The sequence below is a fragment of the Oceanobacillus sp. FSL K6-0251 genome (genome assembly GCF_038004725.1).
Classification (GTDB): Bacteria; Bacillota; Bacilli; order Bacillales; family Amphibacillaceae; genus Oceanobacillus; species Oceanobacillus oncorhynchi.
Window position 1 is genome coordinate 4,563,369 of record NZ_JBBORS010000001.1, and the last position, 18,086, is coordinate 4,581,454.

The following is an 18,086-nucleotide window of genomic DNA, read 5'->3' on the forward strand; positions in this document are numbered from 1 at the left end:
CTAATATCACAATACAAAGCTCTATAGTAAGTTAAATACGCCCAGCTTCAATTCAGACATTTCATCCATGGAATACTTGATTCCTTCACGACCAGTCCCACTGTTTTTGACACCGCCATAGGGCATATGATCTACTCTATAAGATGGAATATCGTTAATAATCACCCCCCCAACTTCTAATTCATCTACCGCCTGATAAGCTTTTTCCAGTGAATCTGTAAACACGCCTGCTTGCAGTCCATACTGTGAATCATTTACCAATTGAATCGCTTCTTCCCACCTCTCGTATTTATTAATTACTACTACAGGGGCAAAAGCCTCTTCTTTTAGAACAGATGCATCTGAATCTATATTTGTTAGGATAGTAGGTTTGATTACAGAACCTGTTCTTTCTCCACCACGATATACATTTTCAACTCTGACTTCTTTTATCCAATGTTCTACTCTCTCTGCTTCTTTATCATGAATGAGTGCAGATACAACTGTATCTTCTTCTAATGGATCGCCTACTTTGATATTCTCCACCTCTTCAGCAAACGCTTCCAAAAAAGAATCATATAAATCAGTCTGAACATAGATTCTCTGTACAGAAATACAAGTTTGACCGGAGTAAGAAAATGCTCCCTGAGCACATTTCAAAGCAGCAGAACGAATATCCTTTGTCTTATCAATAACTACTGCTGAATTTGAACCCAATTCCAACGTCACTTTCTTCAACCCTGCTTTTTCCCGAATCCCCTTCCCTACTGGCACACTTCCGGTAAAAGTAACCATTTTAATATCTTCGTGCGTTACTAGAAAATCACCCACTGTCTTCCCTGATCCAAAAATTAGATTTAGCGCTCCTTTGGGCAGCCCTGCTTCTTCAAAAATCTTTGCAGTCATAATAGCACTTAATGGTGTTTGAGAAGCTGGTTTTAAAACAACCGTGTTTCCCATAGCAAATGCAGGACCTAATTTATGAGCTACAAGATTAAACGGGAAATTAAATGGTGTAATTGCAGCAATTACTCCCAGTGGTTCTTTTTTAGTGAATCCAAATCTGCCATATCCATTTTTAGCTGCATCCATCGGAATAATTTCTCCAGCAATTTTTTTAGCTTCATCTGCTGCAAATTTATAAGTTTCAATTGTTCGTTGAATCTCTCCTCTTGCTGCCTGAATTGGTTTTGCATTTTCCCAAGCTAATATCTCAGCACATTCCTCCAGCTTTTCAGTAAAGATAATAGACACTCTTTCTAAAATATTGGATCTCTCTAAAAGTGAAAGCTTTCTCATACTGCCAGCAGCTGCTTTAGCGCTCTTGACAGCTTTTTCAGCGATTTCTTCATCGGCCAACGGTATTTTGGCAATTACACGTTTACTGTATGGAGCTACCAAATCATAATGTTCTGTTGCTTCTTTCCACTCACCATCTATAAGAAATCGATATTGTTTAACTTCCATTACTTCCACCCTTTCCTCCTTCATAAGCATCCTCATAAATACCAAGAATCTGGTCCGCATTTAACCGGTAAGGCGTATTAGACAACAATCTTTTAACCTGCGATGCCTGCTCAGCTAATTTAGGTAAATCCGCTTTCTCCACTCCCAATTCTTTTAAAGAAGTCGGTAGGTTCAAATCCTTCAACAGCTGTAATAAATAATGGACCACAGCTTCCAGTGCCTGGTGTTTAGAGCTTGTAAAATCGCCAATCTCCACAAAGGAAGCAACTCTAACCATATCGTCTGTACATGTTTTCCCAATCACTTTAAAGACGAAAGGCATTAACAGCGCATTGGCTACACCGTGTTCAATATGATACGTACCTCCCAATGGATAAGCCATTGCATGAACCGCTCCTACACCTGCGTTGGCTAAGGAGACACCTCCCAATAAACTTGCCCAGCTCATACCTGTTCGCGCTTCTATGCTACTGCCGTTATGTACAGCATTTGTGATATGTTCTGCAAATAATTTCATCGATTTTTCGGAATAGATTTGTGTCTGCTCTGTAGCATTCGTCGAGATATACGATTCAATTGCATGTGTAAAAGCATCTACTCCAGAAGCTGCCGTCACTCTTGATGGACAGGAAAGGGTCAGCTCAGGATCTACGATAGCTGCATCAGGTAATAACGCAGGGCTGACGATTCCTCTTTTTACTCCTTCCGCTTCATCCCCAAAAATGGCATTTTTGGTCACCTCTGCACCTGTTCCAGATGTTGTTGGCAGTAGTATACAAGGTACAGTTCGATTTTCTATTGTTTTCTTTCCACTAAAGTAATTTTCCAAATCATGCTTATCCTGCAAGGCAGCACTCGCTTTTGCGACATCCAGCGCACTTCCTCCGCCAATTCCAATTACAAAATCAGCTTTAGATTGATTTAGTGTTTTAATTGTTTCTTCAACAAGCGAAAAGGTCGGTTCTCCTGCAATATCCGTCATTGTCTCCATTGGAATCTCACACGTCTCCAATACTTCCTTTAATTCATCTACCAATCCAGCTTTCTCCACACCTTTATCACTGATAATAAATAGCTTGGAAGGGTTTTTGGATAGCACCTCATCTTTTATTGTTGCTAAAGCTCCTTCCCCGAAGCGAATAACGCCTGGTATTTGAAAATCGTTAAACTGCATCATATTTTCCTCTCCTTTATCCTTACTCATCACTACTTTTAACCTGTTTTCTCTTTTTATTGAATCCGCATTCAAAAATTACCAAACAGTCCACCCGCCATCCACAATCAGCGTTTGGCCGGTTACCATATCCGCTGCCTCGGATGCCAGAAATACAAATGCGCCAAATAAATCCTCCTCTTTTGCTAACCTTCCTAGAGGAATACGGCTTAACACATCTTTTTTAAAATCCGCATCATCCAGCATCTTTCTTGTCATTGGTGTTTCAATAAAAGTTGGCGCTACAGCATTGACATTTATATGATATGGAGCCCATTCAATCGATAAAGATTTTGTCAATTGTGTAATAGCCCCTTTGCTGGAAGCATATGCGGCCCGTTTATAATAACCTACAAAAGCCATTTGCGAAGAAACATTAATTATTTTTCCTTGCTCCGCAGCTTTCATGTATTTTCCTACAGCTTTACTTATAAAAAATACACTTTTTACATTTATATCAATAATCTGATCCCAGTCTTTTTCGGTAACTTCTTCCGCCTTCTTCGGTATATTCGTTCCAGCATTATTCACCAATATATCTATCTTTCCAAAATGATCATACACCTTCTCTACCACATTGGGAATACTATCAATATCTGTTAAGTCAACGGAAACTGGCAGCGCTTTCTGACCTGTGCTTTCAATCTCTTTGGCAACCTCTTTTAATCCTTCTTCATTTCTTGCCATTAAGGCAATATCAGCTCCATTTTGAGCTAACAACAAAGCAATACTTCTTCCAATTCCCTTGCTTGCTCCAGTAACAATAGCTGTTTTACCAGATAAATTAAAAAGCTCGTTTGCTTTATATCTAGCCATTTCTCTACCTCCTGAAATAAGCGGTATTCTACTGATTGTTAACACCTGTTGTTTTACGAATAATTAGTTCTGGTTCTAACGTAATTTTATTTGGCTCACTATTTGAATCATCCTTGTTAATAAGTGAAAATAACTTTTGTAATGTTAGTACAGCCATTTCTCTTTTTCTTTGAGAAATAGTACTTAAGCCAATATAAGGATTACTCGCAATCTCAATATCATCAAAGCCGATGATAGAGATATCATATGGAATATGTCTTCCGCTTCTAGCTGCTGCATCCATGATTGCTAATGCCATTTGGTCCGTTGAAGCAAAAAACGCAGTCGGCATTTCTTTGTCCCTCATTAGATTCAATGCAAACTGAAAAACTTTTTCATAGATTACTTCTCCCTTATAAATCAGCGATTCATCATATTCTAAACCATTTTCTTGAAGTGCTTCTTTATACCCTTCGAAGCGTTGATAAAAAGTAGAATATATTGTAGGGCCAGAAATAAACGCTATTTTTCTGTGCTTGTTTTCCACCAGATGGTTAACAGCTATTTTAGCTCCTAGTCTGTTATCTACTTCTACATAATGACTTTCTTCAATACCGTAAATACGCCGGTTATAAAAAATGATAGGAAATCCTTTATCGTAGAATTCTTTTACCTTTTGATTATCCATCCGGGCTGAGGCAACAATAATTCCATCTACTCTTTTCCCATTAAGCGTGTTAATTGCTCTTTCAAAACTATTTTCATCTGTTTCTGCATCGATGATAATGACTTCATAATCATATTTCTGAGCTTCCCGCAAGATAATATGAGCTGTTTCCGCATAAAAAGAGTTTGAAATATCCTCCACAATAAGTCCAATCGTATTTGTTTTCTTGCTTGCAAGGCTTCTGGCAATTTCATCTGGTGAAAAACCTAACGTATTGATAGCATCATGCACTCTTTTTCTCGTTTCTTTTCTTACGTGCGGGTAATTATTAAGAACTCTTGAAACGGTAGTTTGAGAAACTTTTGCTAATTTTGCTACATCATAAGCACTCACTCTTCCCTTCAAAATATCATTTCACCTCTCTTGAATGCGGATTCAATTTATTGAAAGCGGATTCATATAATTTGATTTCTTATAATTTATCATATGTTTCTGACTATTGCAACATGTTTTTTCGAATAAAATCAAATACAGTTTTCATGCATTATGATAACTTCTAAATAATATATGTTTAGTCTGGTAACACCCAATCGTATAATACAAGCCAAATTATCATCTCTCACTCATGATAATTTGGCATTTTTCATAAAGTCTCTATTCTTTTCCCTTCTATCCGCTTCCCTCTTAACCGCTACAGTTAATCTACCCATAAAATACTACGGGCTTCCGAAATTCGTTGACAGTACTCATTCTTACCTTAACGATTCTTCAAGTATATCAACCATTTTACCTGAATCAACACAAGACCCTGTCCATTTTTCAATACAATATGCATTTTGAGAAGCAAGCATTTTTATGCCATTTTGAGTGAATGCCCCTTTATTTCTTGCTTGTTTCAAAAATGCAGTTTCATATGGATTATAAATAATATCTGATACAAATACATTTTCTTTTAATTTTTTCACTTGAATAGGTGTTTCATGCTTATGCGGCCACATTCCTATCGAGGTCGTCTGAACGATTATATCATATTGTTCTAAATTGTCTTCTGCTTCCTCCAAGGAAATCGTCCTTGTTTTTATACGGTTCTCGTTTAACCCTTTTAAATTTTCTGCTTTTTCTAGCGTTCTATTTGCTATGTCTATTTTGACATGATTATGTTGAGAAAGGGTATAGTAGATGGAGCGTGCAGCACCACCTGCTCCGATTAACAGCACATGTTCATTTGTTAATTCCGAAATGCCCATATCTTCTTTTGCAGCACTGAGCCACGCTTGACCATCGAGATTAAAGCCTACATACTTTCCATCAATTAAATGTACAACATTTACAGCACCCGTTGTTAATGCAGTAGGGGTTAATTCATCTAAATAGGAAAGAATCTCACTCTTAAAGGGTACCGTTACCATAAAACCTTCTATTCCTAACGCTTTCATACCTTTTACGGCATTTTCTAAATCTTTCTGTTCTACATGAAAAGGTTGAAAATAAGCATGAATATTAACAGATGCATAAGCTCTATTCTGAATCAGCGGGGAAAGTGAGTGTGCTATAGGGTTACCTAGTACGCCAAATAATTTTTTCAAATCTTCACCTCTCTACGATGCGTCTTCTTCATTCCATACAATTAATTTAATTTCTGTCATTTCCTCGATTGCAAATTTCAGTCCTTCTCTGGCATTACCACTATCTTTCACACCGCCATAAGGCATTTGGTCAACTCGGAATGTGGGGATATCATTAATCATCACGCCACCTGTCTCTAGAGATTTAGATGCTTGTAAAGCGGTTTGAATATCTTTTGTATAAATACCCGCCTGTAAACCATACCGTGAAGCATTCACTTCTTGAATACCTTCTTCTACGGTTTTTATGGTATTAACAATAACAATCGGAGCAAATACTTCCTGACAAGAGACCTTTAAATCCCGATCCGCATTTGTAATAATTGTAGGAAGTAATATATTACCTTCCACTTCCCCGCCTGCAATGACTTTACTTCCTGCTGAAGCTGCTTCCTTAACCCAGCTTACCGCTCTATCCAAATCATTTTTAGAAATAAGACAAGAAACGTCGGTCTCTTCATCCAATGGATTACCTAGTACGAGTTTTTCTGCTTCCGCTTTGAATTTCGCAATAAATTGGTCATATAATTCTTCATGTACATAAATACGTTGCAGTGAAATACACACCTGCCCCTGATTGGAAAACGAACCCACTACACACTTAGGAACAATTTTTTCTATATCTGTGTTTTTATCAATAATCAGGCCTGCATTAGAACCTAATTCCAAAGCCACTTTTTTCAAACCTGCCTGCGCATTAATTCTTTTTCCTACCTCAGGACTTCCTGTAAATGTAATCATGTTTACTTTCTCGCTATTCACCAACTGATCTCCAACAATTTTACCACTTCCTGTTACGATATTCAGACAGCCTTTTGGCAGTCCTGCTTTATCAAGTAATTCTGCTAAAAAATAACTCGATAAAGGCGTCTGAGATGCCGGTTTTAAAACAATTGTATTACCTGCTGCAATTGCCGGTCCAACTTTATGAGCTACTAAATTCAAAGGGAAATTGAATGGTGTAATAGCAGCAACTACCCCTACAGGTTCTCTAAGTGTATATCCTATTTTATTTGCTCCATTTTGGGCTGCATTCATTGGAATCATTTCCCCACACAACTGCTTCGCCTCTTCTGCAGCAAATTTATATGTTTCAATCGTTCGCTCCGTTTCTGCTCTAGAATATTTCATTGGCTTTGCTGCTTCTAATGAGATAAGTTCCGCTATCTTTTGTTTACTTTCCTCTAATAACTTCACTAAATTCTCAAGAATATCGGCTCTTTCAAAAGCAGTTAAACTACGCATTACTTCCCTGTTTCGATAAGCAGCCTCTATCGCTTCTTTAACTTGACCATCAGATGCTTCTGGAATTTCAGCTATTTTTTCACCTGTAAAAGGAGAAAATAGATCTTTATATCGTTCAGCTTCACACCATTCCCCGTTAATAAACAGTTTTTTTCTCATCATATTCCTCCTCACAAAAATATCTATTCTGATTCTTACCCACTATCTGGCCAAAACTCCACCATCAACAGGAATCAATGCTCCTGTTACATAATCCGATGCGGAAGAAGATAAAAATAATGCAACACCACAAACATCTTCTGGGGTTCCCCACCGTCCTGCCGGAATTCTTTCATCTACTTGTGGTCTTCTTGCAGGGTCACTTTCTAAATCTGAATTCATAGAAGTTAACATATATCCCGGAGCAATCGCATTAACTTGAATACCATATGAAGCCCATTCATTGGACAAGGATTTTGTTAATTGTAATACTGCCCCTTTGCTCGCTGAATACGCTGATGAATGGTAGGCTCCAAAAACAGATACAATTGATCCAAAATTGATAATTTTCCCGGAACTCTGTTCCTTCATTGCTATTGCTGCTAATCTCGATAACGCAAATACGCTTGTAACATTTAAGGTAATAATTCTATCCCATTTATCAAGCGGGAAATCTTTAGCCGGTCTTCTTTCAATTAATCCCGCACAATTCACCAGAATATCTACGCCTCCACCTAATTTATCAATCGCCTCATAGAATACTTCTTCGATTCTTTCCAGATCCATTAGATTTCCTTGTATAGGATGAATTTGATTTTCACTCGTCTCTAATTCCTTTAAATCATGGATCTGATCAGATATATCAATAGCTGCTATTTCTGCACCTTGTTGATAATATTTTTCTGTTAACACTCTGCCTATTCCTTGAGCAGCTCCTGTTATAAGCACTTTTTTACCTGTTATTTCAAACACATTATCACCCTCTTGGTTTGCTAGTTTACGTGTATTCCTTTATCTATCAGTGCGTTAGCGATTTCCATTAACCCTTCAGAAATGGATGGATGTGCTTGGGTTAGGCTAGCAAGTTCATCCACAGTGCCTTCAAGCTGCATATAGGACGCAGATTGACCAATCATTTCTGTAACGTGGGAACCAACCATCGTCACGCCTAATATTTCTCCATAGTTCGAATCAATCAGTACTTTGATAAACCCCTCAGTTTCTCCCATCGCCAAAGCTTTTCCATTCCCTGAGAGATCATACTTACCTGCACGATAATCCATATTCCTATCTATTAGTTCCTGTTCATTATAACCTACACTTGCTATCTCTGGTTTTGTATAAATACAACGGGGCATCCATTGATAGTTGATGTTTTTTTTCTTTCCATCCATATTCTCCACTGCTGTTAACCCTTCCTCACTTGCTACATGGGCGAGCTGTAAACCGCCAATAACATCACCTGCTGAATAGATGCCATCAATGCTTGTTTCCAACTGTTCATTCACTGCTATAAAAGAACCATTCTTATTTAGCTGAAGCGAATCAACAGCCGATAAATTAGGCCTGCGTCCAACCGCAATTAAGACTTCACTCGTCTCTACTTGTTTATTTTCTCCTTTTTGCGAAGAAAGATTTATTTTCTTAACGCCGTTCTTCTCAGACATAGAACGTACCTGATGTTTCAACAGTATCTTAATTCCTTTTTTCTTTAGACTTTTCAATAACGCTTTCGAAGCGTCTTTATCCTCTGAAGGAATAACTCGACCACTCATTTCAACAATCGTTACTTCTGTATTTAAGCTGGATAAGATATTCGCCATTTCCACACCGATTACTCCTCCACCGATAATCAGGATAGATTCCGGTATTTCCGTAATATGAAAGATGGTGTCTGTTGTATGATAATCTACTGTATTGACACCTTCTATAGGCGGAATGACTGGTGTACTCCCTGTTGCTATTAAAATCTTATCTCCAAATAGAGTTAATGTATCATTATCTGCTTTTTTTATGTTTATCTGCTTGTTCGTTTCCACACTAGCCATTCCATTGTAAACGGATATATCTCCACTTTTTAAAAGCTGATTGATCCCCATTCGAAGTGTTTCTATGACTTTATCTTTCCTGGAAATCATATCTTCCAAGGAAAAATAAAGGTCGGAAACCTTTATTCCCCAGTCATCCGCCTTTTTTATATCCTCAATAATTTCTGTATGCCTCAACAGGGTTTTGGAGGGAATACATCCCCTGTTGAGGCATGTCCCTCCTAAATAATCACTCTCCACCAGTGCTGTTTTCTTTCCATTCTTAGCAGCTCTTATGGCAGCAACATATCCGGCAGGTCCTCCACCTATAATTACAACATCAAAATTTGTCATAGCTATCACCTCTAAACCATTAATTTATAAGGATTTTCAAGCAAGTCCTTTAAATCGGTTAAAAACTGTGCAGCCGGTGCACCATCAATAATCCGGTGATCAAAAGACAAACTTAAACTCATCATAGAGCGAATAGAAATATCATCCTCCAGTACTACTGGCTTTTTCTGTATTCTTCCAACACCTAAAATTGCTGCATTTGGACTGTTTATAATCGGTGTAAATCCATCGACTGCATACATCCCCAAATTACTAACCGTAAATGTACTTCCTGCAAAATCATCGTGAAGAAGTTTTCCATCACGAGCTTTTTTTCCAAGTATTTTTGTTTCTCTTGTTATAGCAGCCAAGCCCTTCTGGTCCACATCCTTGATAACTGGTACAACCAAGCCATCCTCTACTGCTACAGCCATCGCTAAATTAATTTTCGAGTGATAAATAATTTCATTCCCCTCGAGCTGAATATTGATTCCTGGGTTCTTTTTTAAACCGACTGCAGTTGCCTTCATTAAGATATCATTAAAAGAAATACGAATCCCGGCTTCCTCTTCAATCACTGGCAGTAATTGCTTACGAAGCCTCACCACACTTGTCATATCAATTTCAGAGTTTAATGTCACATGAGGAGATATAGACGCGCTTTCAGAAATACGATCAGCTATCACTTTCCGCATTCCTTTAAATGGTACACGCTTATTTTCTTCGTTACGTTGACCTTCCTGACTCTGACTCGATTGAGGTAGAAATAAATCCTTCTTTTGAATTTTTCCACGGTCACCTGTGCCTTGAATCGTCTCTAAGTTGATATTTTGATCTTCAGCAATTTTCTTCGCTAAAGGAGTTACCTTTTTGCTATGTTCATTGATATAATTCTGTACATCTTCTTTTTGAATTCTTCCCAATGGCCCGGAACCTTGCACTTCACTCAGATTGATCTGAGTATCTTCTGCAAGCTTTCGCGCAGCAGGAGTTCTTCTCACCTTGCTTTCTTCTGCCTGATTGGGAGAGGTCTCTTTTTCTATAACGCTATCTATTTTCTTTTCTTTTTTTTCTATTTCTTTTAACTCTGTTTCTCTAGAAGAGGAATCACTTCCTTCTAAGTCATCGATATTCTCTCCTTCTTCTCCAATAATTGCTATGGGTGTCTGTACAGGAACTATTGAATCTGCTTCATACAAGGTTTTCAGAAGCGTTCCTTCTGTCTCTGCTTCGATTTCCATGGTGATTTTATCGGTTTGTACCTCAACAAGCGGATCGCCTTCTTCGACTGCTTCTCCAACTTGAACTAGCCAGGAAACAATAGTTCCTTCCTCCATCTGTGCTCCTAATTTTGGCATTAACACGTTTTCAGCCATTTCAACACCTCCTTATCTATTCATTAACTTCTTACACTCACGGATAATATCATTCACTTGTGGAACAGCTGCTTTTTCCAATGTAGGATTGTATGGTATTGGAGTTGGTTTCCCTCCTAAACGACTAACTGGTGCATCCAGAAAATCAAACGCATCACTTTCACCTATCATACTGGCAATCTCTGCCCCATATCCGCCTCTTTCCACTGCTTCATAGACAACTAACGCTCTACTGGTTTTCTTTACAGATTGAATAATCGTCTCTTTATCTAAGGGTACTAGCGTTCTTGGGTCAATTACTTCAATATGGATGTTATCGCTTTCTAATTCAGCAGCTGCTTCCAGAACTCTTTTTACCATCGCTCCAGTTGCTACAACGGTAATGTCTGTCCCTTCCTTTTTGATATCCGCTTCACCTAAGGGAATAGTATATTGTTCTTCCGGTACTTCTCCTTTTTCTCCATAAAGCAGCTTATGCTCATAAAACAAGACTGGATTATCATCCTCTATCGCAGCTTTCATCAAGCCTTTCGCATCACGAGCATTAGATGGTTGAACTACTTTCAGCCCTGGAATATGCGCTGTCCAAGCTTCCAAACTTTGCGAATGCTGTGCCGCAAATCCTGCACCAGAACCTCCTGGTAATCGGATGACCACTGGTACATTCGCCTTACCGCCAGACATATAGCGGATTTTCGCTGCTTGATTCACAATATTATCCATTGCAATCATAATAAAATCGGAGAATTGGATTTCTAAAATCGGGCGCATCCCTGTAATAGCTGCACCTACTGCAGCACCGCTTATGGCCGCTTCAGAAATGGGTGTATTTTTTATTCTGTCATCGCCAAATTCATCCGTCATTCCATTCGTAAGCCCGAAAGCTCCACCGTAAATTCCAATATCTTCCCCCAACATAAACACATCATTATTTTCCCGCATTACTTGACTCATCGATTCCTTAATAGCTTCTGCATAAGTAATTTCTCTCATTGAAAATGATCCTCCCTCTACAAATAGATATCCTTCATAAGCGTGTCTTCATTTGGTTCATCACTGCTTTCAGCAAATTCTACTGCTTGATCAATCTTCTTTTCTACCTGCTCAGCGTATTCTGTAAACAACTCTTCTGTAATAACATCGCTTTGAATTAAATTCTCTTTAAAGAGGGCAATAGGATCCTTCTGTTTTCTCCATAATTTTTCTTCTTCCCTCGTTCTATATTCTCTTGCATCACTCTTTGAATGTCCTTTCCATCTATATGTTTGGGCTTCAATTAATGTTGGTCCTTCTCCATTCTTTGCTCTTTCCACAGCCTTTCGTGTTGTCTCAGCAACTTCCAATACATCATTCCCATTAATGGTGCATCCAGGGATACCATACGACTTTGCACGTTCTGCAATATTCTCTATATTGACCATTTCCTTTATCGAGCCTGACATTCCATAAAGGTTATTCTCACAGAAAAAGATGACAGGCAGCTTCCATACTGAAGCCAAATTGACTGCTTCATGAAATGCCCCTTCGTTGGTAGCTCCATCTCCAAAAAAGCAAACGACGACATATCCCAAATCTTTCATTTTCGATGTCATTGCCGCTCCAACACCTAATGGCAATCCAGCTGCTACAATACCGTTGGCTCCAAGATTTCCAACATTAAAATCAGCGATATGCATTGATCCGCCCTTGCCTTTGCAATAGCCTGTTTCCTTTGCAAGTAATTCCGCCATCATTCCATTCACTTCTGTTCCTTTTGCAATACTATGTCCGTGACCTCTATGATTACTTGTAATCTTATCTTCTTTCGTTAGCGGAACACAGGCGCCTACCGCAGTCGCTTCCTGTCCAATACATAAGTGCATTGTTCCGTGAATTTTACCTTGCTGAAAGAGCTTTTCAACCCTTTCTTCAAAACTTCTAATCAACATCATGTCGTAAAGCATCTTTTTTAATTCTTCTTGAGAATATCCAAGTTCCTTTATATCTGCCATCCAGTTAACCTCCCACATTTTTTTGTAAACCTTTTCTTTTTATTCTTGCAAATATTATGCCAGTTACGAACTACTTAAAAAGAGGATATAACCCTATGTTATCCGCTTACATTGATGTATAATAGAATCAACGTTGCATATTAACATCATTTATAGTTTATTGATGCAAGGAGGCAATTTATGAAAATAGAGCATTTTGTTTCTAAAGTCGATCATATGGGCGTTCTACTATTAAATCAGCAAAAGAAAATACTTTTTCAAAATAAACTGGCAAAGCAATATACATATTACCTGGGAACGATCCTTGATTCTGTTATATCGGAAGATAATTCTTTTTGTATATTAGACTATCCGGCGGAGATATCCACCTTCAACTATAATCAATATATTGTTGTTTGCGTCAATCCTCGGGATGATTTTGTACGGTTATCAAAAGAGAAAGAAACATTACAAGAACTGCGTCAGGAATTAAATGAGGTAATTAATTCTTCTTTTGACGGAATTGTCATATCTGATGAAAGAGGTACGATTATTCATCAAAACCCCTCCTATGAAAAAATAACTGGCCTAAGCAGTGAAGAACTGATTGGACGAAGCTTGAAAGAGCTGGAGGATGAAAAAGTGATTGATGAATCAAGCAGTTTAAAAGCATTACGGGATAATAAAGAAATAACAATTATCCAGAAAATTAATACAGGGGCTTCTGTGCTTATTTCAGCTGTACCTATCCGTAATAAAAATGGTAACATTAAAAAAGTTGTAAATAATGTCCGTGATCTTTCCGAATTAAACATGCTAGAAACAGAAATAAAGAACCTAAAAAAGAAAAATCAAGCGATTCACGAAGAATTGGAACTATTAAAACACCAAAAGTCCCCAGAAGATTCGATTATTGCACATTCAGAGGGAATGCAAGAGGTGTTGAACCGCGCTTTACGAGTTGCACATATTGACTCTAGCGTCATTGTACAAGGACCATCTGGTGTAGGAAAAGAAAAGATAGTGGAATTGATTCATAAGAATAGTATCAGAAGTGAAAAGCCTTTGATTAAAGTAAACTGTGGCGCTATTCCTGAAGCTCTTCTTGAATCAGAATTATTTGGTTACATATCTGGTGCATTTACGGGTGCAAGTCAAAAAGGAAAAGCCGGGTTGTTTGAAGCGGCTAATAAAGGTACTATATTACTTGATGAAATTGGAGAAATGAATAAAGATTTACAGGTAAAATTACTGCGGGTTATCCAAGAAAGAGAAATTACCAGAGTAGGAGATACTCGTCCCATCCCTATTGATGTTAGAATTATAGCTGCTACACATCGTAATTTAGCTGAGATGGTTGAGATAGGAACATTTCGAAATGATTTATACTATCTTCTGAATGTCATCCCTATCCACATACCACCTTTAAAAAATAGAAAAAAAGATATAATCCCTTTAGTCTATCACTTTTTAAAAGACATAAAAGCAAAATACGCCATTGAGCGTAAGTTTTCAGAAGATGTTCTACAAAGTTTCCGTAATTATGACTGGCCTGGAAATGTGCGCGAATTACAAAATCTCGTAGAACGAGTAGCAGTAATGTCCACCGAACCGGAAGTGGAAATGAAGGATGTACAGAAAGAGTTACAGATAAATATAAATCCGACTAAACCGACTATCTCATTAGAAGAAGTAAAGTCATTAAAAGAACAGATAGAAAACCATGAAGCAGCTATTATTGAGGATATGGTTGGAAAATATCCAAGTATTCGGAAAGCAGCAACTGCTTTAAGTGTTGATCAGTCAACGCTTGTACGTAAAATGAAAAAATATGGGATTGAGAAACATTAAGTGATTGGAAAGATTGAAAAATGGCCCCCGCAAAGAGGGGCCATTTTATTGAGAAGGTTGAAATAATTCGAGCGTAATACCATCCGGGTCAAGAAAATAACATGTATAACCTCCTTTATTTCTTCCATGCTCTATTTCTACAGGAGATGATTTGAATATTACATTATTTTCAATCAAACTTTCATAAGTTTGATGTATATCATCTACTACTAATGCTAAATGAGCACTTCCAATATTACATGTCTGAACATCTATTTTCTCCCCTTTTGGTGAATAATATTGATTAAGCTCCAATAAATGCCCCGAAATTCCAACATTATTGTCTCCTTTTATTTTCAGCATAACTGCTTCTAAGTCCGCATCAGGATAACCTACAAACTCACGTGTATAAGTATTAGACTGTCTTTGTCTATGCACTACTTCAAAATTTAGAAAATCTGTATAAAATTTAATCGACCTTTCTATATCGCTCACTGTAAAAGCTGTATGCCAATGACTAATAATCATAATATCATCCTTTTAAAATTATTTACTAATCAGATAATAACTCAGGTAAGAAAGTACTGATTTCTGGAACAAATGTGACTATAAGCAGAACAGACAGGATAGCAATAAATATTATCCCAACATATTTGAAAGTGCTCTCAAAACGTATATTAGCTACTTTTGATGCTATAAATAAATTTATACCCAGCGGAGGTGTAATTAGTCCAAGTGAGAGGTTCATACACACAACAATCCCAAAATGAACAGGATCCACTCCTAAAGGCAAAACGATTGGTAATAATAATGGAACAAAAAGAATAACTGCTGCCACGGTTTCAATAAACATTCCTACTAAAAGGAGAAATACATTAATCAACAATAAAATAATTATCTCATTTGTCGTTATATTAGAAATAGCAGTTGCAATTTGCTGTGGAATCTGTTCCATGGAAAGTACCTGTCCAAAAAATGAAGCAGCGCTAACAAAAATCATAATTGTTCCTGAAGTTAGAGATGCTTTTTTAAACACTTCACCTAATTGAGATATTGTAAGTTCTTTATAAATAATTACGCTGACTAAAAAACTATAAACTACTGCAATAACTGCGGCTTCTGTTGGGGTCACAATGCCACCATAGATCCCCCCAAGAATAATTACCGGTGCTAAAAGACCATACTTTGCTTCATTTAATGCAGACCAAAAGCTTTTCTTGCTTTCAACTTCATTATTCTGAACTTCGAATTTTTCCTTCTTAGATACAAAATAGTTAACTAAAAGCAGGCTCATAGCCATCAAAAGCCCAGGGATAATTCCAGCAATAAACATATCTCCAATCGACACGCTAGCCATCACACCATATAAAATAAATATAATACTTGGTGGAATAATTGGACCCAAAGAGCCCGAACTAGCAGCTAGAGCAGCTGCATAAGGTTTACTGTAACCTTTACTGATCATATATGGAATCATTATTCCACCTACACTTGCTACTGTCGCAGCACCAGATCCTGATATAGCAGCAAAAATAAGGCTAGTAAGAATTGTTACCAAGCCTAAGCCACCCGTTAGACTCTTTACCATACTTTGTATGAAATCAACTAAACGTTTAGCAATCCCGCCTGTACTCATGATTTCACCAGCTAGTATAAAAAAAGGAATTGCTAACAGCGAAAATGAGTCACTAGCTCCAAATGTCGATTGTATGAAAAATGATAAAGGAACTGAGCCTTCAATAAATACAATAACAAACCCGATTAAGGCTAATGCAAATGCGATTGGAATATTTAATAACAATGCACCTATTAAAATTCCTACAATCATAATTAAAATACCAGTCATGCTGTTTCACCTCTTTCTTATGTAGCATTCTTTTCTTTCGATTGGAAACTTTTAATAATTTGAATGATGATCCTTATTGACATCAATCCATATCCTATAGGTATTCCAAAATAAATAATTCCTAGAGGTATTTTCAAAGCTATTGATGTTGAACCGAACATAGACATAGCATAATCAATGCCTAAGTAAGTAACCAAAATAGTTAGCCCCAACCAAATACAATTTCCAACGGTATTAGCAATACCCTTTACTTTTTCCGGCAGTAATTCATGGATTGTTTCAACTTTTATATGTGCTTTTTCTGCAGCAGCATAACTTGCACTAATAAATATAAACCAGACAAAAAGATATCTAGACAATTCTCCTGTCCAAGGTTGTGAAGCATTAAATATATATCTAGCTATTACTTCTATAAACATAGTAATAGTCATGATAGCAAATAGAAGCACACATACATAACCTTCTATCGGGGTTCTTTTATTCAAACTGCTCTCCTCCTTTATTCTAAGCATTTCGGTTGAAATCACTGAAAAAGGTAAAATTATACTATGTTTTCCTTTTAATTTTGGATTTAATACCATTATTTTTATATAATTTTTTAGCTGGACGTAACTAACAAACTCATTTGTTAGTTACGTCCAAATTCTCATTAAGATTGCTATTCTAAGAATTCCAGTGCTTCTTCATAGTTTTCTTCTCCTACTTCGCCAACATTCTCTTCTCTTACAGTTTCTGTAGCTTCCTTGAATAAATCTAATTGTTCAGGAGTTAATTCAACAACGTCAACACCTGCTTCAATCAATCCATCAACAGCTTCTTGTTCTGCTTCAACTGCCAGTTTTCTAGATTCTTCAATGTAGACATCAACAGCTTCATCAAATACCTGCTTGATATCATCAGAAAGACTATTATAAAAATCTTTATTAACCATTAGAACATGTGGGAGTAATATATGATTAGTTAAAGTGATATTTTTATTCACTTCATAAAATCTGTCCCCATAAATTAACGGAGTTGTTGTAGAAACACCATCTATCGTACCTTGCTGTAAACCGGTAAATACCTCACTATAGTCCATTGGAGTTGGATTAGCACCTAACTTAGAGAGAGTCTCTACATGTAAGGTTGCAGCAGAACTTCTAATCCTTAAACCATTTAAATCTTCTGGGGTTTCAATTGCTGTATTTCCATTCATAATGGAGTAAAACCCTAAATCTGTATAACCTAGAACTTCTACATTTTGGCTCTCTCCTACTTCCTCCGCTAACTTATCTCCATAAGGCCCATCGATAAATTCATAAAATTCTTCCCTATCTTGAAATAAAAAAGGCATGTCAAATAGGTTAAAACCTTTTACCCCTGTGGTACTAGCAGTTCCATATGCCGATGAAGTAGAAAGATCGATTGTATTGTTATTTAAAAGCTCTACAATTTGCTCGTCAGAACTAGCTACTGTTCCGCCATTATGAATTTCCACAGATACTTGTCCATCACTGTTTTCTTCAATATATTCTTTGAATTTCACATAGCCTTGGTTTAGGAAATTACTTTCTTCTACTTGGTTTGCCATTCTGATAACCACTTTATCGTCATCCCCGGATTCAGATCCACCCGTTGAATCATTACACGCAGCCAAAAACCCTAAAATAGTAATTAAAAAAAGAACTTTTACCCAAATGTTTCTTTTCAACATATTTCATTCCTCCTGATTATTAAATTAACTTTATATAGTTT

The 18,086-nt window shown here is 37.1% G+C and carries 16 protein-coding genes; 1 reads left to right on the top strand and 15 read right to left on the bottom strand.

The genetic code is table 11. The annotated features are described in order from the left end of the window. Positions 1-21: 21 nt before the first annotated feature. From MKY45_RS22180 to MKY45_RS22230, 11 genes are all read right to left on the bottom strand, one after another. Positions 22-1,470, bottom strand: coding sequence for an aldehyde dehydrogenase family protein (locus MKY45_RS22180; protein ID WP_256705350.1), 1,449 nt, complete (start codon positions 1,468-1,470; stop codon positions 22-24). Further along, positions 1,436-2,623: an iron-containing alcohol dehydrogenase gene (locus MKY45_RS22185; RefSeq protein ID WP_256705351.1), complete on the bottom strand. Its 1,188-nt coding sequence runs from the start codon at positions 2,621-2,623 to the stop codon at positions 1,436-1,438. Before MKY45_RS22185 ends, MKY45_RS22180 begins: the two co-directional genes overlap by 35 nt. Before the next feature lie 75 nt (positions 2,624-2,698). Then, positions 2,699-3,475, bottom strand: a complete 777-nt coding sequence (locus MKY45_RS22190) for an SDR family NAD(P)-dependent oxidoreductase (protein WP_256705352.1) — start codon at positions 3,473-3,475, stop codon at positions 2,699-2,701. 28 nt (positions 3,476-3,503) lie between these two features. Next, positions 3,504-4,526, bottom strand: coding sequence for a LacI family DNA-binding transcriptional regulator (locus MKY45_RS22195; RefSeq protein WP_256705353.1), 1,023 nt, complete (start codon positions 4,524-4,526; stop codon positions 3,504-3,506). Positions 4,527-4,873: 347 nt separating this feature from the next. Further along, a complete protein-coding gene (gene aroE, locus MKY45_RS22200) occupies positions 4,874-5,707 on the bottom strand; it encodes a shikimate dehydrogenase (protein WP_256705354.1) in 834 nt (277 codons plus the stop codon). A 12-nt stretch (positions 5,708-5,719) separates the two neighbouring features. Continuing rightward, entirely contained in the window at positions 5,720-7,150 is a 1,431-nt protein-coding gene (locus MKY45_RS22205; RefSeq protein WP_256705355.1) for an aldehyde dehydrogenase family protein, read from the bottom strand. A gap of 42 nt (positions 7,151-7,192) precedes the next feature. Next, positions 7,193-7,942: an SDR family NAD(P)-dependent oxidoreductase gene (locus tag MKY45_RS22210; protein WP_256705356.1), complete on the bottom strand. Its 750-nt coding sequence runs from the start codon at positions 7,940-7,942 to the stop codon at positions 7,193-7,195. A 20-nt stretch (positions 7,943-7,962) separates the two neighbouring features. Continuing rightward, complete coding sequence (gene lpdA, locus MKY45_RS22215; protein WP_256705357.1) at positions 7,963-9,351, bottom strand: dihydrolipoyl dehydrogenase; 1,389 nt, start codon at positions 9,349-9,351, stop codon at positions 7,963-7,965. An 11-nt stretch (positions 9,352-9,362) separates the two neighbouring features. Then, positions 9,363-10,706 carry a dihydrolipoamide acetyltransferase family protein gene (locus MKY45_RS22220; RefSeq protein WP_256705358.1) on the bottom strand — a complete coding sequence of 448 codons (1,344 nt, stop codon included), beginning with the start codon at positions 10,704-10,706 and terminating at the stop codon, positions 9,363-9,365. Positions 10,707-10,718: 12 nt separating this feature from the next. Next, a complete protein-coding gene (locus MKY45_RS22225) occupies positions 10,719-11,699 on the bottom strand; it encodes an alpha-ketoacid dehydrogenase subunit beta (protein WP_256705359.1) in 981 nt (326 codons plus the stop codon). A 17-nt stretch (positions 11,700-11,716) separates the two neighbouring features. Next, positions 11,717-12,697 (bottom strand): thiamine pyrophosphate-dependent dehydrogenase E1 component subunit alpha, encoded by a 981-nt coding sequence (locus MKY45_RS22230; protein WP_341173414.1) that lies wholly within the window; start codon positions 12,695-12,697, stop codon positions 11,717-11,719. 180 nt (positions 12,698-12,877) lie between these two features. On the opposite strand from MKY45_RS22230, the gene MKY45_RS22235 reads away from it, so the two are divergent. Then, positions 12,878-14,527, top strand: a complete 1,650-nt coding sequence (locus MKY45_RS22235; protein WP_341173415.1) for a sigma-54 interaction domain-containing protein — start codon at positions 12,878-12,880, stop codon at positions 14,525-14,527. Positions 14,528-14,572: 45 nt separating this feature from the next. Here MKY45_RS22235 and MKY45_RS22240 read toward each other — a convergent pair whose 3' ends face one another. From MKY45_RS22240 to MKY45_RS22255, 4 genes are all read right to left on the bottom strand, one after another. Further along, on the bottom strand, positions 14,573-15,034 hold the full coding sequence (locus tag MKY45_RS22240; protein ID WP_256705362.1) for a VOC family protein: 462 nt from the start codon (positions 15,032-15,034) through the stop codon (positions 14,573-14,575). Between the two features lie 25 nt (positions 15,035-15,059). Then, positions 15,060-16,352 carry a TRAP transporter large permease gene (locus MKY45_RS22245; protein WP_256705363.1) on the bottom strand — a complete coding sequence of 431 codons (1,293 nt, stop codon included), beginning with the start codon at positions 16,350-16,352 and terminating at the stop codon, positions 15,060-15,062. 17 nt (positions 16,353-16,369) lie between these two features. Next, positions 16,370-16,837 carry a TRAP transporter small permease gene (locus MKY45_RS22250; protein WP_256705364.1) on the bottom strand — a complete coding sequence of 156 codons (468 nt, stop codon included), beginning with the start codon at positions 16,835-16,837 and terminating at the stop codon, positions 16,370-16,372. A gap of 173 nt (positions 16,838-17,010) precedes the next feature. Further along, positions 17,011-18,045, bottom strand: coding sequence for a TRAP transporter substrate-binding protein (locus MKY45_RS22255; protein ID WP_256705365.1), 1,035 nt, complete (start codon positions 18,043-18,045; stop codon positions 17,011-17,013). Between the last annotated feature and the right edge of the window lie 41 nt (positions 18,046-18,086).

Bases quoted from the DNA above. Each gene is read 5' to 3' on its own strand.
- MKY45_RS22185 (WP_256705351.1), bottom strand. From the start codon at position 2,623: ATGATGCAGTTTAACGATTTTCAAATACCAGGCGTTATTCGCTTCGGG.
- MKY45_RS22225 (WP_256705359.1), bottom strand. From the start codon at position 11,699: ATGAGAGAAATTACTTATGCAGAAGCTATTAAGGAATCGATGAGTCAA.
- MKY45_RS22255 (WP_256705365.1), bottom strand. From the start codon at position 18,045: ATGTTGAAAAGAAACATTTGGGTAAAAGTTCTTTTTTTAATTACTATT.
- MKY45_RS22240 (WP_256705362.1), bottom strand. From the start codon at position 15,034: ATGATTATTAGTCATTGGCATACAGCTTTTACAGTGAGCGATATAGAA.
- lpdA (WP_256705357.1), bottom strand. From the start codon at position 9,351: ATGACAAATTTTGATGTTGTAATTATAGGTGGAGGACCTGCCGGATAT.
- MKY45_RS22205 (WP_256705355.1), bottom strand. From the start codon at position 7,150: ATGAGAAAAAAACTGTTTATTAACGGGGAATGGTGTGAAGCTGAACGA.
- MKY45_RS22235 (WP_341173415.1), top strand. From the start codon at position 12,878: ATGAAAATAGAGCATTTTGTTTCTAAAGTCGATCATATGGGCGTTCTA.
- MKY45_RS22190 (WP_256705352.1), bottom strand. From the start codon at position 3,475: ATGGCTAGATATAAAGCAAACGAGCTTTTTAATTTATCTGGTAAAACA.
- MKY45_RS22245 (WP_256705363.1), bottom strand. From the start codon at position 16,352: ATGACTGGTATTTTAATTATGATTGTAGGAATTTTAATAGGTGCATTG.
- MKY45_RS22230 (WP_341173414.1), bottom strand. From the start codon at position 12,697: ATGGCAGATATAAAGGAACTTGGATATTCTCAAGAAGAATTAAAAAAG.
- MKY45_RS22220 (WP_256705358.1), bottom strand. From the start codon at position 10,706: ATGGCTGAAAACGTGTTAATGCCAAAATTAGGAGCACAGATGGAGGAA.
- MKY45_RS22180 (WP_256705350.1), bottom strand. From the start codon at position 1,470: ATGAAGGAGGAAAGGGTGGAAGTAATGGAAGTTAAACAATATCGATTT.